General features: G+C 65.1%; 17 protein-coding genes and 1 tRNA gene. 8 read left to right on the top strand and 10 right to left on the bottom strand.

Going from position 1 to position 24108, the window contains the following annotated elements; all coding sequences use genetic code 11:
* Positions 1 to 61: 61 nt before the first annotated feature.
* The gene (locus AABB87_RS02460) at positions 62 to 2215 is read right to left on the bottom strand and encodes a putative bifunctional diguanylate cyclase/phosphodiesterase (protein WP_341969593.1); all 2154 of its coding nucleotides are present in this window, start codon (positions 2213 to 2215) and stop codon (positions 62 to 64) included.
* Positions 2212 to 3498 carry an HD-GYP domain-containing protein gene (locus tag AABB87_RS02455; protein ID WP_341969590.1) on the bottom strand — a complete coding sequence of 429 codons (1287 nt, stop codon included), beginning with the start codon at positions 3496 to 3498 and terminating at the stop codon, positions 2212 to 2214. The genes AABB87_RS02460 and AABB87_RS02455 overlap by 4 nt, the downstream gene beginning before the upstream one ends.
* Before the next feature lie 313 nt (positions 3499 to 3811).
* Between AABB87_RS02455 and pcaF the strand changes: the two genes are divergently transcribed.
* Entirely contained in the window at positions 3812 to 5014 is a 1203-nt protein-coding gene (gene pcaF, locus AABB87_RS02450; RefSeq protein WP_341969589.1) for a 3-oxoadipyl-CoA thiolase, read from the top strand.
* A gap of 160 nt (positions 5015 to 5174) precedes the next feature.
* Complete coding sequence (locus AABB87_RS02445) at positions 5175 to 6023, top strand: IclR family transcriptional regulator domain-containing protein (RefSeq protein ID WP_341969587.1); 849 nt, start codon at positions 5175 to 5177, stop codon at positions 6021 to 6023.
* Between the two features lie 134 nt (positions 6024 to 6157).
* Here the strand turns inward: AABB87_RS02445 and AABB87_RS02440 are convergent, their stop codons facing one another.
* Positions 6158 to 7702 carry a 3-hydroxyacyl-CoA dehydrogenase gene (locus AABB87_RS02440; protein ID WP_341969586.1) on the bottom strand — a complete coding sequence of 515 codons (1545 nt, stop codon included), beginning with the start codon at positions 7700 to 7702 and terminating at the stop codon, positions 6158 to 6160.
* 11 nt (positions 7703 to 7713) lie between these two features.
* Positions 7714 to 8520 (bottom strand): enoyl-CoA hydratase-related protein, encoded by an 807-nt coding sequence (locus AABB87_RS02435; protein ID WP_341969585.1) that lies wholly within the window; start codon positions 8518 to 8520, stop codon positions 7714 to 7716.
* A gap of 130 nt (positions 8521 to 8650) precedes the next feature.
* Between AABB87_RS02435 and AABB87_RS02430 the strand changes: the two genes are divergently transcribed.
* On the top strand, positions 8651 to 10432 hold the full coding sequence (locus AABB87_RS02430) for an NAD(P)H-dependent oxidoreductase subunit E (protein ID WP_341969584.1): 1782 nt from the start codon (positions 8651 to 8653) through the stop codon (positions 10430 to 10432).
* The gene (gene fdhF / locus AABB87_RS02425) at positions 10425 to 13217 is read left to right on the top strand and encodes a formate dehydrogenase subunit alpha (RefSeq protein WP_341969583.1); all 2793 of its coding nucleotides are present in this window, start codon (positions 10425 to 10427) and stop codon (positions 13215 to 13217) included. The genes AABB87_RS02430 and fdhF overlap by 8 nt, the downstream gene beginning before the upstream one ends.
* A gap of 141 nt (positions 13218 to 13358) precedes the next feature.
* On the opposite strand, the gene AABB87_RS02420 is transcribed toward fdhF, so the two are convergent.
* The 3 genes from AABB87_RS02420 to AABB87_RS02410 form a co-directional block, all read right to left on the bottom strand.
* Complete coding sequence (locus AABB87_RS02420; protein ID WP_341969582.1) at positions 13359 to 13988, bottom strand: PEP-CTERM sorting domain-containing protein; 630 nt, start codon at positions 13986 to 13988, stop codon at positions 13359 to 13361.
* 44 nt (positions 13989 to 14032) lie between these two features.
* The gene (locus tag AABB87_RS02415) at positions 14033 to 16231 is read right to left on the bottom strand and encodes a PhoX family protein (protein WP_341969581.1); all 2199 of its coding nucleotides are present in this window, start codon (positions 16229 to 16231) and stop codon (positions 14033 to 14035) included.
* 453 nt (positions 16232 to 16684) lie between these two features.
* Positions 16685 to 17413: a tetratricopeptide repeat protein gene (locus tag AABB87_RS02410; RefSeq protein ID WP_341969580.1), complete on the bottom strand. Its 729-nt coding sequence runs from the start codon at positions 17411 to 17413 to the stop codon at positions 16685 to 16687.
* 360 nt (positions 17414 to 17773) lie between these two features.
* On the opposite strand from AABB87_RS02410, the gene AABB87_RS02405 reads away from it, so the two are divergent.
* Entirely contained in the window at positions 17774 to 18067 is a 294-nt protein-coding gene (locus tag AABB87_RS02405) for an antibiotic biosynthesis monooxygenase family protein (RefSeq protein ID WP_341969578.1), read from the top strand.
* Between the two features lie 61 nt (positions 18068 to 18128).
* Here the strand turns inward: AABB87_RS02405 and AABB87_RS02400 are convergent, their stop codons facing one another.
* A complete protein-coding gene (locus AABB87_RS02400; RefSeq protein WP_445944822.1) occupies positions 18129 to 19100 on the bottom strand; it encodes a DMT family transporter in 972 nt (323 codons plus the stop codon).
* Positions 19101 to 19167: 67 nt separating this feature from the next.
* Here AABB87_RS02400 and AABB87_RS02395 point away from each other — a divergent pair, with 67 nt between their 5' ends.
* Together AABB87_RS02395 and AABB87_RS02390 are read left to right on the top strand one after the other, a co-directional pair.
* Positions 19168 to 20112 carry a helix-turn-helix transcriptional regulator gene (locus AABB87_RS02395; RefSeq protein WP_341969575.1) on the top strand — a complete coding sequence of 315 codons (945 nt, stop codon included), beginning with the start codon at positions 19168 to 19170 and terminating at the stop codon, positions 20110 to 20112.
* A gap of 76 nt (positions 20113 to 20188) precedes the next feature.
* Positions 20189 to 21055, top strand: a complete 867-nt coding sequence (locus AABB87_RS02390; RefSeq protein WP_341969573.1) for a hypothetical protein — start codon at positions 20189 to 20191, stop codon at positions 21053 to 21055.
* An 89-nt stretch (positions 21056 to 21144) separates the two neighbouring features.
* On the opposite strand, the gene AABB87_RS02385 is transcribed toward AABB87_RS02390, so the two are convergent.
* Complete coding sequence (locus AABB87_RS02385) at positions 21145 to 21504, bottom strand: HU family DNA-binding protein (RefSeq protein ID WP_058720982.1); 360 nt, start codon at positions 21502 to 21504, stop codon at positions 21145 to 21147.
* A 288-nt stretch (positions 21505 to 21792) separates the two neighbouring features.
* On the opposite strand from AABB87_RS02385, the gene AABB87_RS02380 reads away from it, so the two are divergent.
* A complete protein-coding gene (locus AABB87_RS02380; RefSeq protein WP_341969572.1) occupies positions 21793 to 23895 on the top strand; it encodes a putative bifunctional diguanylate cyclase/phosphodiesterase in 2103 nt (700 codons plus the stop codon).
* 128 nt (positions 23896 to 24023) lie between these two features.
* On the opposite strand, the gene AABB87_RS02375 is transcribed toward AABB87_RS02380, so the two are convergent.
* A tRNA-Leu gene (locus AABB87_RS02375) sits at positions 24024 to 24108 on the bottom strand.

Raw genomic sequence — 24108 nt, 5'->3', positions numbered from 1 at the left:
TTGCAGGAGGGAAGAAGCTCGCCATCCGCGCTTGCCGCCTCGGCCGCTTCAACGCCCGCGCTCAGGTCAGCAAGCCGCCCAGGAAATGTCGGGCCGAACGGCTGGCCGGAGGTTTGCCGCCACCGCGCCAGACGCGCTCCTCAAAGGCCAACGGGTCCAGTGCCGGTGCGTACAAAAAGCCCTGGAATTCATCGCAGCCGGCGCGCGCCAGAAAGTCGCGCTGCGCCTCGGTCTCGACCCCTTCGGCGATCACATGCAGGCGTAGCGCCTGGCCCATCTGGATGATGGCATTGACGATGCCTGCATCGCTGGCGTCACCGGGCAAGCCCTTGATGAAGCTGCGGTCGATCTTGAGGCGCTGAATCGGGAAGCGTTTCAGATAGGCCAGACTGGAATAACCGGTGCCGAAGTCGTCAATCGACATGCACACGCCCAAGGCCGACAGCGCCTGCAGCCGGTGCAAAGCCTCTTCGGCATCGCCGAGCAAGATGCCCTCAGTCAACTCCAGCTCCAGCAAATTGGGCGGCAGGCCGGAGCTGCGCAAGGCAAAAGCCACAGTGTCGATGAAACGCGCTTGCTGAAACTGCAGCGCCGAGACGTTGACCGCCACCGGCATGCGCCAGCCCTTGCGCAGCCATGCGGCCGCTTGCTCCACGGCCTGGTGCAAAACCCATTCACCAATGGCGACCACAAAGCCGCTCTCCTCGGCCACCGGGATGAATTCACCGGGCGAGATCTCGCCGCGCAGCGGGTCGCGCCAGCGGATTAGGGCTTCCGCACCGATCACCTGGCCGCTGTCCACGGCGATTTGCGGCTGATAGTGCAAGCGGAACTGACCTTCCTGCAAGGCCTGGCGCATGGCGTGATCCAGGCGCATGCGCGAAAGCAGATCCACCTCCTTGCGTGGGCGATGGAAGTGGAAGGTACCGCGGCCGCTTTCCTTCACCCAGTGCATGGCGCGCTCGGAGCTGGCCAGCAATTCATCCGCATTGCTGCCATCGCCAGGGAACAGGGCGATGCCGGTGCTGCAGGTGACCGTGAAGCTCAGGGTGTCGAAGTTGAAGGGCCGCGACATCACATCCTGGATGCGCCGCGCCGCGTTCTCGGCGCCACGCGCATCGGCATGGTGAATCAGCAGGGCGAACTGGTCGGCGCCCAAGCGCGCCACCGAATCGACCTCGCGCAAGCAGTCTTTGAGGCGCTCGGCCACTTCCTTGAGCACACGGTCGCCGTAGGCATGGCCCAGGGTCTCGTTGATCTGCGCAAAGCGGTCCAGGTCGACATTGAGCAGCGCAAACAGGCTGTTCTCGCGCCGCGCCACGGCTTTCATGTATTCAATGCGCTCGGCCAAGGCGCGGCGGTTGGGCAGACCGGTCAGGATGTCGGAATGCGCCAGCTCTTCGATGCGCTGGCTGGCGGCCAGCTTTTCGCTCAGATCGCGAAAGGAAAATACCCGCCCGATCGGCCGGCCGCGACTGAGCTGCGGCAAGGACACGCGTTCCAGCACCCGGCCGTCGGCCAAGCTGAGCATGTCGCTGCTTTGCATCAAGGGCGCATCCTGAATGGCGCTCAAGCGCGTGGTGTAGTCGGCGTTGTCCAACACGCTGCGGCGCATCCACAGCTGCACGGCCGCGTCATCACGCTCACGCAGCAAATCGGCCGGAATACCCCACATGGCGGCAAAGCGGTGATTGAAGGCGCGCATGCGCCCGGCCAGGTCGGTGACCAAAATGCCATCGGCCGTGGACTCCAGCGTGGCTTGCAACTCCGCCACCAGCGATTCGCGCTCGTCTTCACTTTGGCGCTGCTGGGTCTGGTCGCGCATCACCACCAGCCAAAAGCCCTCGGCCGCCGCACGAGCACGCCCCGTTCCGGGCACAAAGCTGATGCGCCGGCGCACCCACAACATGCGGCCGTCGGCATGGCGCATGACGGTTTCGGAGTCGATCAGCGCCGCCGGGTTGCTGGCCGCCTCCACCCAGAACATGGCGTCCTCGGGCGTATGGGCCAAGGTATCGACGCGTTGCCCGACCAAGCCATCTGCCGGCATTCCCAGCAGCGTTGTCGCCGCGGCATTGACCGCCAAAACGCAATGACTGCCCCCATCCACCAACCAAGCAGCTTCCAGCATGCCGTCCAAAAAGGCGGCCGGCGGCAATGCAATTGCCGCGTTTGTCTGGTTGCCCGCTTGAGGCTGGAAGGGCAGGACATTCACGCCGCTAAATCCCTGCCACCGTCTTCGCCCAAGGCCTCAAAGAAGTAAGCCACCCGGGTGCGCGGGCTGAGGTAGTCCAGCGAGGCCCTCGGCAGCTGCTGGGCCTTGAGGCTGCGCCGGATGCCCAGATCGGGCTGGTCCTCCAGATTCAGAATCAAGGCCTCTTCGCGTGGCACCTTGGCATCGTGGACCATCACCCTGGGCTTGAGCGGCCTCGAGGAGTTGACCGCCACCACCAGGGCGTAACGATCATCGGTGAGTTGCACCGCCGACCCTGGCGGATAGACACCCATCATGCGGATGAAGGCATTCAGCATCGTCGCGTCAAAACGGTTGCGCCCCTGCGCAAACATCAGCGACAAAGCCTCGTGCGGCGTCATGGCCTTGGAGGCCAGCAGCGGATTGCACAAGCCGTCAAAACGATTGACCAGAGCCACGATGCGCGCCGCGGCACTCATCCGGTCCATATTGATGCGTTGCGGGAAGCCGCTGCCGTCCGCATTTTCATGGTGCTGAGCCACGACCAGCAAGGGGCCGGGCGCCAGACCCATGGCCTGGGCAATCGCCACGCCCTTGGCGACATGGCTTTGATACATCTGCATCTCGGTGAGCGAGAAGCTTTCATCGCGGTTGCGCAAGCGCGCGGGCAGTTCGGTCTTGCCCACATCGTGCAGCAAAGCCCCCACGCCCAAATCCAGCAGCTCATCACGCCCCAGGCCAAAGGCGCGGCCCAGCAGCAAGGAGATGATGGAGACATTCAAGGCATGGGCGGTATTGCGGTCGCCGGCACCTTCATTGAGCAAGCGGATATTGAGGTCACCCGCCACCAGCATCTTGTCCAGCAAGGCGTTGGTCAGGGCCAGCGACTGATCTTTGGCGCTCACTGGCTCGCGGGGCACCAACTCCATCACCTCGCGGAAGCCGCGTGCTGCCTCGCCATATTGGCGCTCACACAATTGCAGGGCCTCGCGCTGCGCCTCCAGAGCCAGGCGATGGGCTTCACGGGCCAATTCCTCAGCCGTAGGCTGCATGGCCGCGCTTGACTCTGCAACAGGCGGCACCGGAGGCAGCGGCGTCGAGTCACTGAACAACTCACTCTTACCCGGGCTCCAGCGCACCTGCGTCAAGCCCAGGCGGCGAAGGATCTGCAACTGATCTTCCGAGCTCAGCTTGAAGCTGCTGAGCGGAAAGGGGTGCGCCATCCACCCCAAATCCAGGTGGATGAACATGCCCACTTTCAACTGACTTACATCGATCAGGGGATCGGCTGTTCTGTCCTTCATATTCTTCCTACGCCATTCTTTGCGGCGCCCTCGGGTCCTGCTTCGGCAGGGGATTCGTAAAACTTAGGGATTTGACAGGCGAACAGAAGCAAACTGCGCCGCTTTTCAAATTGACGTGCAAATTGTCACGCCTCGCACGCCAGGCGTCATTCAACCATTCATTTAACTTGTTCGCATTAAGAACAATAGTTCTCACTTAGAACGAAATTCGCCACGCGCACCGGCCCACAAGCCGCATCGAAAGGCTGAAAACTGGCAAGCTGCAGACCTGAACAAAGCATCGCCATCCCCCAGCAATATCCACGGAAACACCATGCATCAAGCCTATATCTGTGACGCCATCCGCACCCCATTTGGACGCTACGGCGGCGCCTTGTCGTCTCTGCGCGCGGATGACCTGGGCGCCTTGCCGCTGCGCGCGCTGATGCAGCGCAACCCCCAGGTCGATTGGGCGGCAGTCAGCGATGTGCTGTACGGCTGTGCCAATCAGGCCGGCGAAGACAACCGCAATGTGGCGCGCATGTCGGCCCTGCTGGCCGGTTTGCCGATCAGCGTGCCCGGCGCCACCTTGAACCGGCTGTGCGGCTCCGGCCTAGACGCCGTGGGTTCCGCCGCCCGCGCCATCCGCGCCGGCGAAGCCGACTTGATGCTGGCCGGCGGGGTGGAAAGTATGAGCCGCGCCCCCTTCGTGATGCCCAAGGCCGACAGCGCCTTCTCGCGCAGCAACGCGATCTACGACACCACCATCGGCTGGCGCTTCATCAACCCCTTGATGAAAGCACAGTACGGCGTCGATTCCATGCCCGAAACGGCGGAAAACGTGGCCAGCGATTTCGGCATCGAACGCGAAGCGCAAGACCGCATGGCCCTGGCCAGCCAGCAGCGCGCCGTGGCCGCCCAGGCCTCGGGCTTCTTCGCCCGCGAGATCGTGCCGGTCAGCATCGCGCAGAAAAAGGGCGATCCCATCTTGGTCAGCCAAGATGAGCACCCCCGCGCCACCAGCCTCGAGGCCTTGGCCAAGCTCAAAAGCATCGTGCGCCCCGGCGGCACGGTCACGGCCGGCAATGCCTCTGGCGTCAACGACGGCGCCTGCGCCCTGCTGCTGGCCAGCGAAGCGGCCGCGGCCAAGCATGGCCTGACACCGCGCGCCCGCGTCGTGGGCATGGCCACAGCTGGCGTGGCGCCGCGCATCATGGGCATCGGCCCGGCACCGGCCACGCAAAAAGTGCTGGCCTTGACCGGCTTGAGCCTGGCGCAGATGGATGTGATTGAGCTTAACGAGGCCTTTGCTGCCCAAGGCTTGGCCGTGCTGCGCCAACTCGGCCTGGCGGATGACGATGCCCGCGTTAATCCGAATGGCGGCGCCATTGCACTCGGCCACCCGCTGGGCGCCAGCGGGGCTCGGCTGGTCACCACCGCCGTCAATCAGCTCCATCACAACGGCGGCCGCTATGCCTTGTGCACCATGTGCATCGGCGTCGGCCAAGGCATTGCGTTGATTCTTGAGCGGGTGTGAGCCGCCTGCGCACACGAATTTACGCACCAAAAACGTGCATATTCGTGCGTATGTCGCCCTTATTACGGAATCTACACAGACGGACTAGGGGGTCACTTCTATAGTCGGGTTTTTCGGCTTGCGCTCAATCATTTTTTTGGGCGCCTTATGCAAAACAACCATGTCAGCTGCACGCGCATTTGAAGACCTCGCCCCCGCAATTTCGCAGGGTCTTGCCACCCCCTCCACGGTCACGCCCGAGCTGGAACATCAGGGTCCGCTCAAGCGCGACTTGGTGGCCGGTCTGGAAAAAGGCTTGGCCGTGATCGAAGCCTTCGATCAGGAGCGCCCACGGCTGACCATCAGCGAAGTGGCGGTGCGCACCGGCTTGACCCGTGCCGCCGCGCGCCGCTATCTGCTGACACTGACCCATCTGGGCTTTGTGTCGCAAGACCGCAAGATGTTTGCCCTGACGCCCAAGGTCTTGCGCCTGGGTCAGAGCTATATGCACAGCGCCCGCCTGCCGCGCATCGTCGAACCTGAGCTGCACAAGTTGGCCTATGCCTTGAAGGAAGCCAGTTCGGCCGGCGTGCTGGACGGCAACGATGTGATCTGCATCGCCGCCACCAGCGCGGGCCGCGTCGTGTCGCCCACTCTGCAGCCGGGTACCCGTGTGGCCGCGCATTGCTCAGGCAATGGCCGCGTGCTGCTGGCCGCCCTGCCGCCGGAAGATGTGGACGCCTGGATCAAGCGCCAAGACCTGGTGGCCCTGACGCCCAACACCATCACCCACCCCGAGCGCCTGCGTATCGAAATCGCCCGCGCCCGCTCGCTGGGCTATGCCTGCATCGACCAGGAGCTGGAAATGGGCTTGCGCACCGTGGCCGTGCCACTGCGCAATTACAAGGGTGAAGTGGTGGCCGCGATGAATATCAGCGTGCACGCCTCGCGCATGAGCATGGAGCAACTGGTGGAGCATTGCCTGCCACCGCTGCTGCAAGCGCAAGCGCATCTGCGCATGCTGCTCTGAGGCGCATCAAGCCCCTCAGGCCCCTCGGTCAAGAATGAAGCAAGCCCGCCCTGCATCACGCAGGGCGGGCTTTTTTGTGCCATCGACAAGCTGAGGGCTCGGCGCCGCAAATGCGCCTGAGCCCCGAGCAGGCCTTAAGCCCAGCGCCGCTGATTGAGCAAAGGGCTGACCCGATAACGCTCACCGCGATAGGCCTGGAACAAGCCGTCCAGCACGGTCACGCATAGCTCTGGGCCGACCAGCGCCAGCCACTCAAACGGGCCGGCCGGGTAGTTGACGCCCAGCTTCATCGCCAAATCGGCGCCCTGCTCATCGCATACGCCCTGCCAGACGGCATCGGCGCCTTCGTTGATCAGCATGGCGATGGTGCGCGCCACCACCAGGCCCGGCGCGTCGCGCAAGAGCAGCGGCTCCCAGCCCAAGGCGCGCCACACATCCAAGACCTGCGCGCGTGCCGCCTCACTGGCGCGCGGTGCGAAGGCCAGCGCCAGCGCGTCGATGCGATCCGGCGCAATCGGCCAGTCCATCACCGCCAACTCGGGGTGTTTGAGTTCGCTGGCCAGCTGCGCCGCACTGACGCCTTCGCAAAGGTGCACATGCAATTCACCCACGATCAGCCCCGACCAGTCGGCCGACTTACCGCGGGTAAAGGCAATGCCCTTATTGCTCAGGCATTGCCCCAGCTGCTCCACCAAAGCTCCCCGGCCCACCAGGCAGATGGATGCGAGCGCCGCGCTGGGCGCAGCCACCGCTGCGGCCGGCGCGGGCGCGCCCTCAAAAAAGCCCTTGCCCACCTTGCGCCCCAGGCGGCCGCCGTCGACCAAGGCTTTTTGCACCAGCGAAGGCACAAAGCGCTTGTCACCAAAATTGGCCTCGAACACCGATTGGGTGACGAGGAAATTGGTGTCGTGGCCGATCAGGTCCATCAGCTCGCAAGGCCCCATGCGGAAACCCACCGCGCGCAGGGCGCGGTCCAGCACGGCGGGCGTGCCGGCCTGTTCTTGCAGCAAGGCCAGAGTCTCGGCGTAATAGGGCCGGGCAATGCGGTTGACGATGAAGCCCGGCGTGGACTTGGCATGCACCGGCGTCTTGCCCCAGCGCCGCGACAAGGCCTCGATCACCGCCGCCACCTCGGGCGCGGTCTCGGCCCCCGACACCACCTCCACCAGCTTCATCTGCGGCACCGGGTTGAAGAAGTGCATGCCCACCAAGCGAGCCGGATTGGCCATGCCATTGGCCAAGGCGGTCACGCTGATGGACGAGGTATTGCTGGCGATGATGGCGCCGGGTGCCAGCAAGCCGTCCAGCTCACGCAGCAAGGCTTGCTTGGGCTCCAGCTTCTCGACGATGACCTCGACCACCAAGGCCGCCCCCGCCAACTCAGCCGTGGCACTGGCCGGCTGGATGCGTGCCAGCAAAGCGTCGCGCGCCTCGGCCTCCATGCGGCCCTTGGCCACCAGGCCGTCCAGGCCCTTGGCGATTTGCGCCAGCGCTGCCTCGGCCGCGCCCGCCCGCACATCGAGCAAACGCACCGGGTGGCCGGCAAGTGCGGCAACCTGGGCAATGCCCGCGCCCATCACGCCTGCGCCCACCACGCCAATCATGGCCTGCTCGGCAGGCAGCGTGGCAATCTGCCAGACCGTCGTTGAAGTGCTTGTTTCTACTGTTGCTGCTGTCATGCTGTTCCCGCTCACTGGCTAAGGTCTTGTTTGGCCACCGGAACCCAGGCAGCCGGACGCTTGGCCAGGAAGGCGCCGAAGCCTTCGCGGGCTTCATCGCTCATGCGCACCCGAGAAATAGTTTGCGCCGTCAGCTCACGCACCTCGGGCGTCACCGGCCCCAGCGCCAGCTGCGCGAAAAGGCGCTTGATCTCGCCCTGCGCCTGCGGGCCGTTCATCAACAACTCATCCACCCAGCGCTGCACGGCGGCGTCCAGCTCAGCTGCCGGCACCACCTCATGCAGCAAGCCCATGCCCAGCGCTTCGGCAGCGCCGATGCGGCTGGCCGTGAGCGCCAAGCGGCGCGCCTGACGCGGCCCGACGGCGTTGATCACATAAGGGCCGATGACGGCCGGCAAGATGCCAAAGCGCGCCTCGCTGACGGCGAACTTGGCGTCCTCGGTCGCCAGCGCGATGTCGCAAGCCGCCACCAGGCCGAAGCCACCGCCCAGCGCCAAGCCTTGCACGCGGGCAATGGTGGGCTTGGGGCAATTCGCGATGCGCGCCAGCATCTCGGCAAAACCGCGTGCGTCCTGCAGGTTCCAGTCCTGCGTCGCTTCCGAGGCGCGCTTCATCCACTGGATGTCCGCGCCAGCACTGAAAGCCTTGCCGGCGCCGGCCAGCACGATCAGCCGCACGGCCGGGTCAGCGGCCAGCTGATCGAAGGCGGCGCCCAGCTCGGCAATCATGGCTTCATTGAAGGCGTTGAACACCTCCGGGCGGTTCATGGTCAGGCGCGCCACACCTTGCGCGTCCACCGCAATCTGCAATGTCTCCACCAGCAAACTCCTTGTTGTTGCCGCAGTATCGCAGTCTCGACCGATCGGTCGAATCAGTGCTTTCAGCATCCCGGCGTGCTGCGCAAACCGCTTGACAATGCAAGCCTGAAAAGAATCGGAGACACCCGCCATGCCCCCCCACCAGCCGCCCGGCCGCCGAGTGATTGCGCTGCAGCCCGTCAAGCCTTCGGAGAGTGCCAAGCGTTCGCAGGGCAGCAAGACCGGCGGCGCTGCCCGTGGTGGTGGCCTGCGCGGGCGCCAGCCCAGCGCTGCCGCCACGGCCGAGGTGCAGGCCACCTTGGGCGAGGCGCCGCGCGAGCGCAGCTTGCTGATCGAATACCTGCACCTGTTCCAAGACCGCCATGGCCATTTGAGCGTGGACATCCTGGCCGCCTTGGCGGCGGAGTTGGGCCTGTCACAGGCCGAGGTGCATGAGGTGGCAAGCTTCTATCACCACTTCGACATCGTCGCCGAGGGCGCCACCGCCCCGGCCCCCTTGACCCTGCGCATCTGCGCCTCGCTGAGCTGTGCCATGCAGGGCAGCGCGGCCTTGAGCGCCGAGATGCGCGCCCTGCTGGCCGAGCAGCAAGGTGTGCGCGTGCAAGAGGTCTCATGCTTGGGCCGCTGCGACAAAGCACCGGTGGCCGTGATTGGCCAGCAGCCGGTTGAAAAAGCCGATGCCGCAAGCCTGCTGAGCCTGCTGCAAACGCCCCCAGCGTCGGGCTGGCAAGACCCGGCCCCGCAGTACCAAGGCCTGGCCGACTACCTGGCCGGCGGTGGCTACGCCGTGCTGGATCAGCTGCGCCAGGGGGAACGCGACGTGGATGCCTGCATCCACACCCTCAGCGCCGCCGGCCTGCGCGGCCTGGGTGGCGCGGGTTTTCCGCTCGGCCGCAAATGGAGCGTGGTTCGTTCGCACGCGGCGCCGCGCCTGCTGGCGGTCAATATCGACGAAGGCGAACCCGGTACCTTCAAAGACCGGGTCTATCTGGAACGCGACCCGCATCGCTTTCTGGAAGGCATGCTGATCGCCGCCCATTGCGTGGACGTGGCCGCCATCTACATCTATGTGCGCGACGAGTATCACGCCTTGCGCCAAGTGCTGGCCGACGAAATCGCCCTGCTGCAAGCCCATGCGCAAAAGCAAGGGCAAGACCTGCCCCCCATTCATTTGCGGCGCGGCGCCGGCGCTTACATCTGCGGCGAAGAGTCGGCCATGATCGAGTCCATCGAGGGCAAGCGCGGCTGGCCGCGCCAGCGCCCGCCCTATGTGGCCGAGTGCGGCTTGTTCGACCGCCCCACGCTTGAACACAATATGGAAACGCTCTACTGGGTGCGCGACATTCTTGAGCAAGGCGCGGCCTGGTTCCTCGGCCATGGGCGGCGCGGCCGCAAGGGCTTGCGTTCCTTCTCGCTCTCGGGCCGGGTCAACACGCCCGGCGTGCATCTGGCCCCGGCCGGCATCTCGCTGCGCGAGTTGGTGGAAGAGTACGGTGGCGGCATGCAAGCCGGCCACACGCTTTACGGCTTCTTCCCCGGCGGCGCCTCGGGCGGCATTTTTCCGGCCAGCCTGGCGGATGAGCCGCTGGACTTCGACACCTTGCAGCCGCACGGCGGCTTCATCGGCTCAGCGGCAGTGATCGTGTTCTCGCAGGCCGACGGCGCCCGCGCCCTGGCCTTGAATGCGATGGAATTCTTCGAGCACGAAAGCTGCGGCCAATGCGTACCCTGCCGCGAAGGCACGCAGCGCGCCGTGCAGCTGATGCGCGCGCCCGACTGGAACGCGCCCTTGCTGGAAGAGCTGGCGCAGGTGATGAGCGATGCCTCCATCTGCGGCCTCGGCCAAGCCGCCCCCAACCCCATGCGCTGCGCCCTGCGCTACTTCCCGCAGGAGTTCAAGAGCCATGTCTGACGCCATCAACTTCCAGCTCGACGGCCAGGCCCTCCAAGCCCAGCCGGGCGAAACCCTCTGGCAAGCCGCCCAGCGCGCCGGCATCAGCATCCCGCATCTGTGCCACACGCAAGGCCTGGCCCCCGCCGGCAACTGCCGCGCCTGCGTGGTGGAGATCGCCGGCGAACGCGTGCTGGCCGCCTCCTGCTGCCGCACGCCGCGCGAAGGCATGCAAGTCAGCCTGCAGAACGAGCGCGTGCAGCGCAGCCAGAAGATGGTGCTGGAGCTGCTGCTGGCCAACGCGCCCGCCACCGCCCACAGCCGCAGCTCCGAGCTGACGCAGTGGTGCGAAGCTTTAAGCGTGAGCCAGCCCCGCTTCGCGCCGCGCGAGCAGCCCGCACCCGACCACTCCCACCCCGCCATCCATGTGCAGCTGGACGCGTGCATCCAGTGCATGCGCTGCGTGCGCGCCTGCCGGGACGAGCAAGTCAACGATGTGCTGGGCATTGCCGGCTCCGGCGCCAGCACCCGCATCAGCTTCGATGCCGACGACACCCTGGGCAATAGCAGCTGCGTGGCCTGCGGCGAATGCGTGCAAGCCTGCCCCACCGGCGCACTCACGCCCGCCAACGGCGCCGCGCTGCAGCTGGCCGATGCCGAGGTGGATTCCGTCTGCCCCTACTGCGGCGTGGGCTGCCAACTCACTTACCGGGTCAAGGGCAAAAAAATCTTGGAGGCCACCGGCCGCGATGGCCCCGCCAACCACGGCCGCCTGTGCGTCAAAGGCCGCTACGGTTACGACTATGTGATGAGCGATGAGCGCCTGCGCACGCCGCTGGTCCGCCGCGCCGATGCGACCAAAGACCCCGCCGACATCGCCCGCGTGCGCAGCGGCGCCCTGCCGCTGAGCGCGCTGTTCCGCGAAGCCAGCTGGGACGAGGCGCTGGACCTTGCCGCCGCCGGCTTCAACAAGCTGCTCGCCAGCCATCCGCACGGCGCGCAAAGCCCGCTGGCCGGCTTCGGCTCGGCCAAGGGCAGCAATGAAGAAGCCTATTTGTTCCAGAAGCTGATCCGCCAGGGCTTTGGCACCCACAACGTCGACCACTGCACGCGGCTGTGCCACGCCAGCTCGGTCGCGGCCTTGCTGGAAGGCCTGGGCTCGGGCTCGGTCAGCAACCCGGTGTCGGACGCGCAATACGCCGACCTGATTTTTCTGATCGGCGCCAACCCCAGCAGCAACCACCCGGTGGCGGCCAGCTTCATCAAGAACGCGGTCAAGCGCGGCGCCACCCTGATCGTGGCCGACCCGCGCCGCGCGCCCATGGCCCGATTCGCCAAACACCATCTGGCCTTCCGGCCCGACAGCGATGTGGCCCTGCTCAACGCCTTGCTGCACATCATCATCGAGGAAGGCCTGACCGACCCCGACTTCATTGCCGCGCGAGTGAATGGTTATGAGGCTTTGAAAGCCTCGGTGGCCGACTGCACGCCCGAGCGCATGAGCGAGCTCTGCGGCATTGCGCCGCAAGAGCTGCGCACCGTGGCGCGGCTGTATGCCACGTCCAAGGCGTCGATGATTTTCTGGGGCATGGGCATCAGCCAGCATGTGCACGGCACCGACAACGCGCGCTGCCTGATCGCGCTGGCCATGATCACCGGCCAGATCGGCCGCGCCGGCACCGGCCTGCACCCGCTGCGCGGCCAGAACAATGTGCAAGGCGCCTCGGACGCTGGCCTGATCCCGATGATGCTGCCCAATTACCAGCGCGTCATCCACACCGAGCTGCGCCAGCAGTTCGAAGCCCTCTGGGGCATGAGCGAAGCCATGGGCGCCCAGCCCGGCATGACGGTGGTGGAGATTATTCACGCCGCCTTTGAGGGCCGCATCAAAGCCATGTTCGTGGAGGGCGAAAACCCGGCGATGTCTGACCCCGACCTGGACCACGCCCGCGCCGCCCTGGCCAAGCTTGATCATCTGGTGGTGCAAGACATCTTCGCCACCGAAACCGCTTTGCTGGCCGATGTGATCTTGCCCGCCTCGGCCCACCCCGAGAAATGGGGCAGCTACACCAACACCGACCGCTTGATCCAGCTCGGCCGCCCGGCGCTCACGCCGCCCGGCGCGGCCCGCCAAGACCTCTGGATCATCGAGCAACTCGGCCGCCGCATCGGCCTGCCCTGGCAGTACTGGCAGGCTGACGACGGCGCAGGCCAGTTGGCGAGCGAAGCACCGGTGGCCCGCGTGTTCGAAGAAATGCGCACGCTGATGGCGCCGCTGGCCGGTGTGAGCTGGGCGCGCCTCAAACGTGAAGAAGCGGTGGTGACCCCCGCGCCGCATGAAGACGAACCCGGCCAAGCGGTGGTCTTCACCGACCACTTCCCCACCGCCGACGGCCGCGCCCAACTCGTGCCTGCCCGCTTCATGCCAGGCCCCGAACAACCCGATCGCGACTACCCCCTGGTGCTGTCCACCGGCCGCGTGCTGGAGCATTGGCACACCGGCGCGATGACGCGCCGCGCCAGCGCGCTGGAGGCCTTGTCCCCCACGCCGCTCATCAGCATGCACCCAGAAGACGCCGCCGCGCTGTACTTGGACGAGGGTCAGGTCGTGCGCATGAGCTCACGCCACGGCAGCCTGCAAGCCCAAGTGCAGCTCAGCCCCGAAGTTAGGCTGGGCCAGCTCTTTCTGCCCTTCTGCTACTGGGAAGCCGCCGCCAATGTGCTGACCGGCAGCGCGCTGGACCCCGCCGGCAAGATCCCCGGCTTCAAGGTGACGGCGGTGCGGGTGGAGGCGCTGGCGCAATAGCCAGGCAGGCCGGCGCTGTGATGGCGCCAGGTTCAGGCCTTACAGCCAGCAAAACGAAAGGCCCGCGCGACGCTGTCGCACGGGCCTTTTCTTTTCATCCTGCCATCAGCCAGGCACGCCCTCAAGCGCGCCTGCTCGTGTTCAAGCGCGGCGGCGCTTCGCCACTGCGGCCAGCAGACCCAAGCCCAGCGCCATCAGGGCGTAGCTTTGCGGCTCGGGAACAGCGGTGGTGAACTGGAGGTTGTCGACCACCACACCGACACCCTTGAAGGAGATCGAGCGGATGTCGGCGCTGGCGCGGCTGATGCCCAAGAACTGGCCTTCGTTGTAGCCGTCCGGATCGGTCACAACGCTGAAGTTATGGGTTTCGATGATCTGGTTGTTGTCACCATAGACCGACACCACCATATTCAGCGGGAAGCTGGCAATGGCGTAATGATTGACGAAGGCGCCAACGCCGGCGGTCAAGGCCGCAAAGCTGAAGCGCAACTCACCAATGCCCGCGCCCGCAGCGAAAGCGCCGTTCGCGCCCCACATGCCGTTCTCGCCCAGGACACGGTTGTTGGCGCCGAGCTCGGAACCCACATCGCCGGTGAAGATCACGCCGGGGGCCACGGCCACGGGGCCGGTGGTCAGCAGACCGTCAAAGTTCTCGAAATCCACCAAGGCCGTAGACAGGGTCAAGGCGGAGGCGTCGGTCACCAAGGCAGCCTGAGCAGGTGCCAAAGCGGCCACGGCCAAACCCAGGGCTGCAAAAATTTGCTTGTTCATGAATATTTAGTCCTGTTGTTTCGTGTTTGCTATGAAGTCAAGACTCAGCTGCCGATGATGCCGCCGTCGTCCTTGGTGATCACCACCACGCTCGAACGTGGGCGGCCAAACGGCACCGAGGTGACACCGTCAGACTCCACGCCCCACTGGTTTGCAGGCCAGCGCGACTTCATCTCCGGATTGCTTGGGCTGGCGTCTTCGCCAGGATGCTGCACGCCCACCCACATGGTCTTGCCGTCCGGGCTCATGGCGATGCCAGTCACTTCGCAGCCGTTCGGGCCGGTCAGGAAGCGACGGGCCATGCCGGTATTGGGGTCGGCGCAGACCATGCAGTTGGCACCGATGTTCTTCCAGTCGCCAGAAGCATCACCGATCTGGTCGGTTTGCACCCACAGGCGGCCGAAGTGGTCGAACCACAGGCCGTCCGGTGCGCCGAAGTCGGCGCTGCCGAAGGGGTCGGCCGCGATATTGCCCTTGTAGTTATTGGTGGGCTTAGGCGCCTTGGTGGTCTTGGTGTCGCCGGCTTGCAGGAACAGGTTCCAAGTGAAGCTGGTGGCCTTGACGGTGTCGGCATCTTCTTGCCAACGGATGATATGGCCGTAGATATTGTCTTCGCGCGGGTTGGCGGCGTCGACGGCAGGGCGGGCCGAGGCGGCCGTGGTGGAACCATCAGCCTTGTTCGACGAAGGCGTGGCGCTGCTGCCGCGGCGGTTGTTATTGGTCAGCGTGCAATAGACCTCGATCTTGCTGAAGCCGCCAATGCGTGGGCGGGCACCGGTCCACTCGGGGCGGTCCATCATGGTGGCGCCGACGGCGTCGGCGGCCATACGGGTCTTGATCAGGATCTTGGCCTGCACTTCAGCGTCATCGGCGCCGGCAAAGTTCGCGTTGTCACGCAAGGCCTTGCCGTCCACGCCGATGGTGCCGGGCACCAAGGCGATCCACTGACCGCTCAGGTCCGAGGCGAACTTGGCGACGTACAAGGTGCCGGCGTCCAGCAACTCACGGTTGGCGGCGCGGTTGGCCGGGTTGTACTTGCCGGCGCTGACGAATTTGTAGATGTACTCGTTGCGCTCGTCGTCGCCCATATAGACGGCCAGATGACCGTCCTTGTCCACCACATACTGGGCGCTTTCGTGCTTGATGCGGCCCAGGGCGGTGCGCTTGACCGGCACGCTCTTCGGATCGTAGGGGTCCACTTCCACCACCCAGCCAAACAAATTGGCTTCGTTGGGGTTGCCATTCAGGTCAAAGCGCGGGTCTTGGGTGTGCCACTTGTAGTTGAAGCCGTCCTTGGTCAGGCCGTAACGGTTGAACATCTTGCCGACTTCGCCGGAAGTCGGCGCAGGCACTGCGGCATTGGCACCGAAGTTGCCGTTGAAGTTCTCTTCGCAAGTCAGGTAAGTGCCCCAGGGCGTCACACCGTTGGCGCAATTGTTGATGGTGCCGTAGGCGGTGAAGCCATCGGTCTGCTTGCCGGTGGCGAAGCTGCCGTTCTCGTTGATGGTGTATTCATTGGCCTTCATCAAGGCATGGCCGGCGGCCGGGCCGGAGATGCGGGTCTTGGTGTTGGCGGTCAGGCGGCGGCCATAGGGCGAGTTCTTGACCACGGCCCACTTGCCGTTGCGGCGGCGGGCTTCGAGGATGGACACGCCATGGGCGGCTTGCGACTTGCGCACCGCAGCGAGGTTGGCACCTGCAACACCGGCAGTGGTCAAGATTTCTTCAGGCGTGTACTCGTTGTTGATGGCCAGAATGCCACGGTCCGAGGTGGGCTTGCCGTCAGCGCCGGTGAAGGGGAAGAAGGCCATGCCGTCGTTGTGAGCGCCGAATTGCTTGGCCTGCTCAGCGGCGGTGTTGCTGGCGTCGGAGGCGAAGGGCACGCCACCGGGCATGATCGCATCGCCCCAAGCCACAAACAGCTCAGCGGTGTAGCCGGCGGGCACGGTGATCTTGTCGGCCACAGCAGCGGCTGCAGGCGCCGAGGTGATGGACACGCTGGCAGGCACGCTTTCAAAGCCAATGCCGGGGAAGCCCAGGCCCGCAGGCACAGGGCCGGCTTGCACGGTGTTCACCAGACCCGACAGGGTCAGGCCACCAGCAGCGGCCAGAGCGGTCGTACCGACCGAGCCCTTGATAAAGGTGCGGCGGCTGCTGTCGATGCCGTCGATGATGTCGTAAATGGATGCGTTGCCGGACGGGTTGATCGTCTCGTCATTGCGGGGGTGCTTGATGCCCTTCATGCCTGGCTCCTGACTGAATCGGTGAATGTCGTGGGAAGTGAGGCCGCAACGCGACCGCTGGCAGGAATGTGCCTGCCGCGCAAGTCGACGGCATGACGCCGATAGTCCGAAAGGCCCATGCCTAGGCGCGATCACACCGCTCATCTAGGGGGGCACCAGAAAAACGAGCCGCTCGGGTCAACGGGGCACCCGCACTGGCGCTTCGGTGAATGCGCTTCAACTCAACCCCGATAGTCGGGCTGTGCCTGCAAGAAGCCGCCGCCGATGTGCTGACGGCAGCGCCCTCGATCCAAGCGGCAAGAATTCCGGCGCCAAGGGGACGGCGGTGCGGGTGGCGGCGCTGGCGCCAATCGCCGCGAGGCAAGGCCACTGCGGGGCTATGCCTTGGCTTTTTCGCCTCGCGGCGCGCGACGGCATTTGCCGGGGGGGCTAGCGCGATGTTTGCGCCCCGCTCTATTTTTCGATGGCGCCGAGCAAGGCTGGCACTGCGGACATTCCGGCCTGCGCCGAAACGGTGACTGGCGTCGGCCCAGTCAACCATGAGGCGCGGATATTGGCAGCTTCCTGCTTTTGCTCGTCAGTTAGCTCGGCTTGTAAGGCGGCGAGTCGGTCCGACAGCTCCTTGCTCGTGTTCGGCATCCGCTCCTTCAAGATGAGCATCAAGGCCAGACCCTTTGCCTTGTGCGTCGAATCGGGGCGCGTCAGATAACTGGCCAAGTAGGCGGTGGCGGGCATATTGGCCTGACGAGACGCCTTCTCCCACCACGTCAATGCGCCGGCAATGTCGCCCTTCTTGCCAAAGTGGATGGCAACGTCGAGCTGGGCGAGGTCATATCCGGCTTCGGCAGCCTGAAGTTTGAACTTCAGCGCGGCCTGTTCGTCTAGAGGAACGACATCGGGGAACTGCCCCACGTAATAGCAGCCAACCTTGTACGAGGCCAGCACGCTTCCGGCGTCCGCCGCCTCGGAGAAGTAGCGGAACGCGGCTTTGTTGTCTCGTTGGGTCCCAATACCGTTATTGAGAAACATGCCGAGGTTGTACTTGACGTCGGCATTGCCGCTCTCACTGAGCGCGCTCAAACGCTTGAACATCGCTTCGGGCGAGGACTCGGCGGCTCTGATGGGGCTGGCGCAGGCTACAGCGAGCGTCACAAGAGCGAGGAGTTGGGCGGTGCTGCGCATGGTGTGTTTTGCAAATCCTGACGTGCTCTGCGGCGACAAACATTGCCAGCTATGCCCGAAGCGTACAGACCAATCCAAGCCTAAAAGCCGGCGGCAAGTGTTTGATTGATCAATCAGCGAAGTTGGTTTCATCGACGCTATCCATGCCCCATCACAGTTCCGCTGAAGGCGGCGCCGGCCGGCAAGGCTCGGCAAGCACATGGTACGTCGCGATTTAGCGATATCTTTCTCGGACGGCTTCTTCCTTGCCTACAAGTCCAGGGCCGGCCCAGCTCGGCCCCGGCTCCTAGAATCAACACGAATCACCCAGGGGCAGCCGCCCGATTTCTTTCACCCTCACTCCACCGCGAGCAGCACATCATGATTTTGGAAATTGCCGACATCCGCATCCACCCCGGCCAGCAAGCGGCTTTTGAGGCGGCGATTGAGTTGGGCTTGAACACCGTGGCGTCCAAGGCCAAGGGTTTTATCAAAGCGCAGGTGCACCAGGGCATCGAGTCGCCCGAGCGCTATGTGCTGCAAATTCAATGGGCCACGCTGGAAGACCACACCGAAGGCTTTCGGGGCGGGCCGCTGTTCCCGGCCTGGCGCGCCATCGTTGGGCCCTTCTTTGCCGAGCCACCCAAGGTGGAGCATTTCACCGCGCGCTTTTGAGCGCTAACTCGCGCAGAGTTGCCGCGCTGAGGGCGCAGCACTGCGTATTTGCCGATAAGCGCTAAGCCGTGGCGCGCCCTTCTTCTGACGGCCTGCGCCACCACCCGCGCAGCGGCTTGTTGCGGAACACCAGCACATTGCCCGCCATCACACAGGCCAGGCCCAGCACGGCCGGCAGAGTCCAGCGATAGCCCTCAAACAGGGCAGAGGCATTGAGTGCCACAACCGGGAACAGCACGGTGCTGTAGGCCGCGCGCTCCGGCCCCAGGCGGCCGACCAGGGTCAGGTAGGCGGTGAAGCCAATCACCGAGCCGGGGATCGCCAAATAGAGCAGCGCGCTGGCATAGCGCCAGCCCGGCTCAAAGGTGAAGGGCAGGCCTTGCAGCAGGCAATAGCTCAGCAGCAGCAGGGTGCCGGTCAACATGCCCCAGGCATTGGTCTGCGCGGGCTTCCAGCCTTGGCGCTGCAGGGCGGCCGAGAGCAGGTTGCCAGTGGAAAAGCACAGCGTGCCGCCCAGCGCCCAGGCCAGGCCTTGCAAAGTACTGGCGCTGGCGCCATGGGCGCTGATCTCGGGCCAGAACAGCAGCAGCAAGCCGCCCAGGCCCAGCGCGCCGCCGGCCAGCACTTGAGGCGCCAGCTTGCGGCCATGCACCAGACGCGCCAGCAGCGCATTCCAAAGCGTGGCGCTGGAAAAAACTACGGCGACCAAGCCGCTTTGAATCAAGGCACTGGCCTTGAGGAAGCAAACGAAGTTGAAGCAGAACAGGCACAGGGCCTGACCCAGCACCCATAGCGCGGCACGGCCACGCGGCCGCTGCAGCTGGCCACGCCAGGCCAGCCAGGCGAACAGGATTAGCGCCGCCAGCCCGAAGCGGTAGGCAATGGACATGGGGATGGGCACCACGCCCAGCTGCCACTTCAGGGCGATCCAGGTCGTGCCCCAGATCAACACCACCAGGACGTACAAAGCTGCATTCAAAGCAAACTCCTCAAAAGCGAGGCCTGAGCATGCAGTCCCTGGGCGGGCTGGCATTGCACATTCCTGCGCTTTTTGCGCGCGGGCGCGGGCGCGGCGCGCCGATGCAACCGAAAATCACGGCATGCCTACCAATGCCACGCTTGCACCTAGCAGCGCCACCGACACTGCGCCACAGTCCCATGTGTTTGCGGTGCTGAGCCAGTCGCGCGCGCGCCTGGAGCGCCAAGCCGAGCTGGGCAATTCCCTGCGCCTGGCCCAGTGGCATAACCGCGAAGACCGCACCGGCTACAGCCGGCCCGGGCACCACACCTTGTCGGTCTATCTGCAAGGCGGGCAAGATGTGCGCGTGCTGGGCGAACGCAGCTCACAGGACGCAGCGCACGGCCAGCCCGGCAGCTTTTGCGTCTTGCCGGCCGATCATGAATCGCAATGGCAGATTGCGGGCGACCTGCGCTTTGTGCACCTTTATTTGTCTGACGGCGCCTGGGCCCAGCGCATCGTGCAGCTGCTGGATGCCGAGCCGCGCGCCTACACCCTGGCGCCGCGCATCTTCGGCCAAGACCCGGTGCTGGCCGGCTGGGCGCAGCAAGTCGCAGGCCTGGACTGGAACAACACCGTGCAGCGCCTGCAAGCGCACCAGCTCAGCGAGGCCGTGCTGGACCGCTTGGTGCTGCTGGCCGCGCGGCCACATGCGCGCGACCGCGCCCTGCAACTGGCCAAGGGCGGCCTCGCGCCGGCGGCACGGCGCCGCGTGCTGGCGACCATCGAGGCCCAGTTGGAAGCGGGCCTGAGCGAGGGCCTGAGCCTGGCCGCGCTGGCGGCCTTGGCCAATCTGTCGGAGTTCCATTTCGCGCGCATGTTCCGCAACAGCCTGGGCTGCAGCCCCCATGGCTGGATCAGCCAGCGGCGCGCCGCCCGCGCCCGCACCCTGCTGCAGCAGCGCCGCCCCGTGCTCAGCCTGGCCCAGGTGGCTGCTGACTGCGGCTACGCCAGCGCCAGCCACCTGAGCCGCAGCCTCAAGGCAGATTTGGGCGCCACGCCGGGCGAGTGGCGGCGGGCGGGCTGAGGCGCAGCCGCCCACTAAAATCGAGGGCTCGCGGCAGCCTGCAGTTGCCGCGCGACATCCACTTTTCCCCCTGCCCATGCCCACTTCCAGCACCCTCGACTTCGCCGGCCGCCTTTGGCGCGTGCGCCGGCCCAAACCCTTTGTGCTGGTGATTGAGGGCGAGCAGCCCAGTGAGCCCGGCGCCGCGATCGTGCCCAGCGACTATCTGCACGACATCTTGCTGCAGCCCGAATGGCGCGAGCCCTTTTTCCAGCTGGCCGATGCCACCGGCCTAGTGGTCTGCCTGAATCTGGACAGCCAGCACGAGAGCTACCGCGATGTGCGCGGCCGCTCCAGCAAGGGCCGGCTGAGCCAGGGCGAGTACTACCACCACGATGGCTGCTCCGGCCCGACCAAGCCGCGCTTTGTCGAGATCCGCTGCCCTTACCAGCCGCAGACCCGCTCGATTGCCACGGCCGTAGCCCCGCATCACGCCGTGGTGGCGGCCATGGTGCAGGCCCTGCCTGCGGAGCTGGCCGCCGCGCCGGCGCTGCAGCCGCTGCTGCAAGGACAGGATCTGTCCGGTGCTGCGGTGCAGGGCATGAGCTATCAAGCGCTGGATCAGCTGCAAGGCCAGATCACCCGCACCGTGCGCCGCAAGCTCGATGCCGAGGGCGCGCGCGCCTACTTCCGCCAGGTCGATCAATTGGCCGATGCCTATTTCGAACCCTGGCAGCTGGGTGAAAGCCGCATCGTCAGCAATGCCAATGCCGGCGTGACCATGCAGCACCGCCGCGCCTACCAAGAACTGCACGCCGGCGGCGTGGCCAACGGCCATCTGGTCAAGCGCTGGCCCAACGAGGAGCTGCCCCTGCCGGGCCAAGCGCTGGACACCGCCCTGCTGGCCTCCTTCTGCAGCGAAGAAGACGGCACTTGCTGGCGCGCCGAAACCGGGCGCAACTAAACAAAAAAAGGCGCTCCAAAGAGCGCCTTTTCTTTTACTTTCCCAGCAAGCTTTGCCTAGGGCTCAGGCCCGCCGGGTCAAAGTCCAAATTACTTCTTGGCCTTCTTGGCAGCGGGCTTGGCCGCAGTCTTGGCGGCTGTTTCAGCAGCCTTGGCGGCCTTGCGAGCGGCAGCCTTGGGGTCCACGGCGGCCTTGAAGCCAGCGCCAGGCGTGAACTTAGGCAGCTTGGCTGCGGCGATCTTGATCTTGTCGCCGGTACTGGGGTTCACGCCAGTGCGGGCGGCACGTGCGTGCTGCTTGAACGAGCCAAAGCCGGGAATCGACACGGCGCCGCCCTTTTTGACGGTGGTGACCACGGCGTCCAGCAGGGTTTCCAGGATACGGCCGGCTTCGGCCTTGGTCAGCGAGTGCTTGGCTGCCAGGTGTTCAATCAGTTCGGTCTTATTCATTCCAGGCTCTTTCTCATCTCTCATTGAAGCCCGACAAGCTCGGGCGACGCTATTTTCGCTGAATCGGCATGACCCACCTCGCGCGAATCGCGCCGATGCGCCTAGCCATCATAGATGCTCACGACCACCACTCCGCCCGGCGGCCTGCGCGGCGTGATGAATTACCTTTGGCCGGCATGCATTTTTTGATAGGCCGTTTGGCAATCGCGTTAGCATGGTGGCGCCTAGTCCAGCCTATCCCGGGCCCACCTTGCGCATGAGTTCAAGCTAAATCAGCCAACGTCATACATGAGCATGCACGCGGAACTATCCGACCAAGCCTGGCTGCAATTCGCGGCCCATCAGGTCTGGCTCATGGACGCCGACTTGCGCCCCCTGTTCGGCAACCCTCATTTGCTGAGCTATCTGGGCCTCGATCAAACCGAGTTGCAGCGCTTGCGCTGGCCCGAGCTACTGCTGCCCGATGAGCGGGCCGAGTTCGAGAAGCGCTGGGCCGCCGCACAGAACAGCGGCGAATGGGTGATGGACTACCGCCTGCGCGCGGCAGACGGCAGCCTGCGCTGGCAACTGGCGCAAGCCCGGGCCCTGCCCGACGGTCGCTGGCTGGGCAGCCACACCGACATCAACGAACGCAAAAACGCCGAGACCCGACTGCGCGAGTCCGACGATTTGTGGAAGCTGGCCCTCGAGAGCAATGGCGACGGTGTGTGGGACTGGTATGTGCAGACCGGCGTGGAGACTTACTCGCCGCGCTATCTGCAGATGTACGGCTATGGCGAAGACGAGATCCAGCCCAGCCCGGCCGAGTTCGACGCCCGCACCCACCCGGACGATGTGGCGCAAATGACCGCCGACCGCGAAGCCCATTTCAGCGGCGCTGCACCGCTCTACAGCAATGAGCACCGCGTGCTGTGCAAGGACGGCAGCTGGAAATGGATTCTCAGCCGCGGCATGGTGATCAGCCGCGACGAAGACGGCCGCCCCCTGCGCATGGTGGGCACCCACACCGACATCACCACACGCCGCTCGAACGATGCCCTGATCTGGCAGCAAGCGCACTTTGATGCCCTGACCGGCCTGCCCAATCGCAGCCTGCTGCGCGACCGGCTGGAGCAAGCCAAGCTGCGCGCTCAGCGCAGTGGCCTGTCGGTGGCCGTGCTCTTCATCGACCTCGACCAGTTCAAAGAAGTCAATGACATGCTGGGCCATGCCATGGGCGACCTCTTGCTGATACAGGCCGCGGGGCGCATCCGGCAGGCCTGCGATGGCAGGCCCAGCACCGTGGCACGCATGGGCGGCGACGAGTTCACGGTGCTGCTGGAAGACGTCAGCGCGCCCGCGCAAGCGGAGGCCTTGGCGCAGCAAATCCTGCAAAGCTTGTCCACCTCCTTCGAGCTGCAAGGCGAGCGGGTATTTGTCTCGGCCAGCATCGGCCTGAGCCTTTACCCGAGCGATGGCGAACAGGCCGAAACGCTGTTCAAACATGCCGATCAGGCGCTCTACCTCGCCAAGGGCGCAGGCCGCAACTGCCAGCGCCGCTTCACGCCCGAACTGCAAGCCGCCGCCCTGGCGCGCGCGCGGCTCAGCAACGATTTGCACGACGCCATGGCCGGCCAGCAGTTCAGCCTGGTCTACCAACCCATCATCCGCCTCAGCGACGGCCGCATCTGCAAGGCCGAAGCCCTGCTGCGCTGGCAGCACCCGACACGCGGCCTGCTGGGGCCGGCAGAGTTTGTGCCACTGGCCGAGGCCAGCGGCCTGATCATCGAAATTGGAGATTGGGTATTCGAGCAAGTGGCCGCGCAGGCCAAACGCTGGCGCGAGAGCATTGCGCCGCATCTGCAGCTTTGCCTGAACAAGTCGCCAGTGCAGTTCCGCATCGCCAATGCGCGTGAGACTGGCGTAGCCGGCGAGGCAGGCAGAAGCTACGCCACCGCGCCGGATTGGCCTGCCCGCCTGCGCGAACTGGGCCTACCCGGCCAGGCCCTGGCTGTCGAAATCACCGAGGGCCTGCTGCTGGAAGCCGATTCAGCCGTCACCGAGCGCCTGAGCGCGCTGCGCATGGCCGGCATGCAGATTTCGCTGGACGACTTCGGCACTGGCTTCAGCTCCCTGTCTTATCTGCAAAGCCTGGCCATCGATGTGCTCAAGATCGACCGCAGCTTTGTGCAAGATCTGCGGCCCGGCAGCAAGAACCTGGCCTTGTGCAAAGCCATCATCACGATGGCCCAGGCGCTGGACATGCAAGTGGTGGCCGAGGGCGTGGAAACGGTCGAACAGCGCGAGCTGCTGCGCGCAGCGGGTTGCGACTTTGTGCAGGGCTATTTGATTTCGCGCCCGGTATCCGCCGAAGCGTTTGAGCGCATGCTGCGGGAAGACGGCAAGACCTGACCCCCACGACGCGTACGCACAAACTGATTGCATAAACCCGTTTGCATAACGCGTTCACACAAACCGTTTGCATAAACAGTTTCGGAAAAACGCAAAGGGCCAGCACTTGCGTGCTGGCCCTCATTGTTTGGTGCCCAGGAGAGGACTCGAACCTCCACGGAGTTACCCGCTAGTACCTGAAACTAGTGCGTCTACCAATTCCGCCACCTGGGC

The organism is Roseateles sp. PN1, from assembly GCF_038419725.1.
Lineage (GTDB): Bacteria > Pseudomonadota > Gammaproteobacteria > Burkholderiales > Burkholderiaceae_C > Paucibacter_A.
Note: the sequence above shows the minus strand (reverse complement) of the source record. Positions and strands in the feature narration are given on the sequence as shown.

Bases quoted from the DNA above. Each gene is read 5' to 3' on its own strand.
- AABB87_RS02455 (WP_341969590.1), bottom strand. From the start codon at position 3,498: ATGAAGGACAGAACAGCCGATCCCCTGATCGATGTAAGTCAGTTGAAA.
- pcaF (WP_341969589.1), top strand. From the start codon at position 3,812: ATGCATCAAGCCTATATCTGTGACGCCATCCGCACCCCATTTGGACGC.
- AABB87_RS02445 (WP_341969587.1), top strand. From the start codon at position 5,175: ATGTCAGCTGCACGCGCATTTGAAGACCTCGCCCCCGCAATTTCGCAG.
- AABB87_RS02440 (WP_341969586.1), bottom strand. From the start codon at position 7,702: ATGACAGCAGCAACAGTAGAAACAAGCACTTCAACGACGGTCTGGCAG.
- AABB87_RS02430 (WP_341969584.1), top strand. From the start codon at position 8,651: ATGCCCCCCCACCAGCCGCCCGGCCGCCGAGTGATTGCGCTGCAGCCC.
- fdhF (WP_341969583.1), top strand. From the start codon at position 10,425: ATGTCTGACGCCATCAACTTCCAGCTCGACGGCCAGGCCCTCCAAGCC.
- AABB87_RS02420 (WP_341969582.1), bottom strand. From the start codon at position 13,988: ATGAACAAGCAAATTTTTGCAGCCCTGGGTTTGGCCGTGGCCGCTTTG.
- AABB87_RS02415 (WP_341969581.1), bottom strand. From the start codon at position 16,231: ATGAAGGGCATCAAGCACCCCCGCAATGACGAGACGATCAACCCGTCC.
- AABB87_RS02410 (WP_341969580.1), bottom strand. From the start codon at position 17,413: ATGCGCAGCACCGCCCAACTCCTCGCTCTTGTGACGCTCGCTGTAGCC.
- AABB87_RS02405 (WP_341969578.1), top strand. From the start codon at position 17,774: ATGATTTTGGAAATTGCCGACATCCGCATCCACCCCGGCCAGCAAGCG.
- AABB87_RS02400 (WP_445944822.1), bottom strand. From the start codon at position 19,100: ATGCCAGCCCGCCCAGGGACTGCATGCTCAGGCCTCGCTTTTGAGGAG.
- AABB87_RS02395 (WP_341969575.1), top strand. From the start codon at position 19,168: ATGCCTACCAATGCCACGCTTGCACCTAGCAGCGCCACCGACACTGCG.
- AABB87_RS02390 (WP_341969573.1), top strand. From the start codon at position 20,189: ATGCCCACTTCCAGCACCCTCGACTTCGCCGGCCGCCTTTGGCGCGTG.
- AABB87_RS02385 (WP_058720982.1), bottom strand. From the start codon at position 21,504: ATGAATAAGACCGAACTGATTGAACACCTGGCAGCCAAGCACTCGCTG.
- AABB87_RS02380 (WP_341969572.1), top strand. From the start codon at position 21,793: ATGAGCATGCACGCGGAACTATCCGACCAAGCCTGGCTGCAATTCGCG.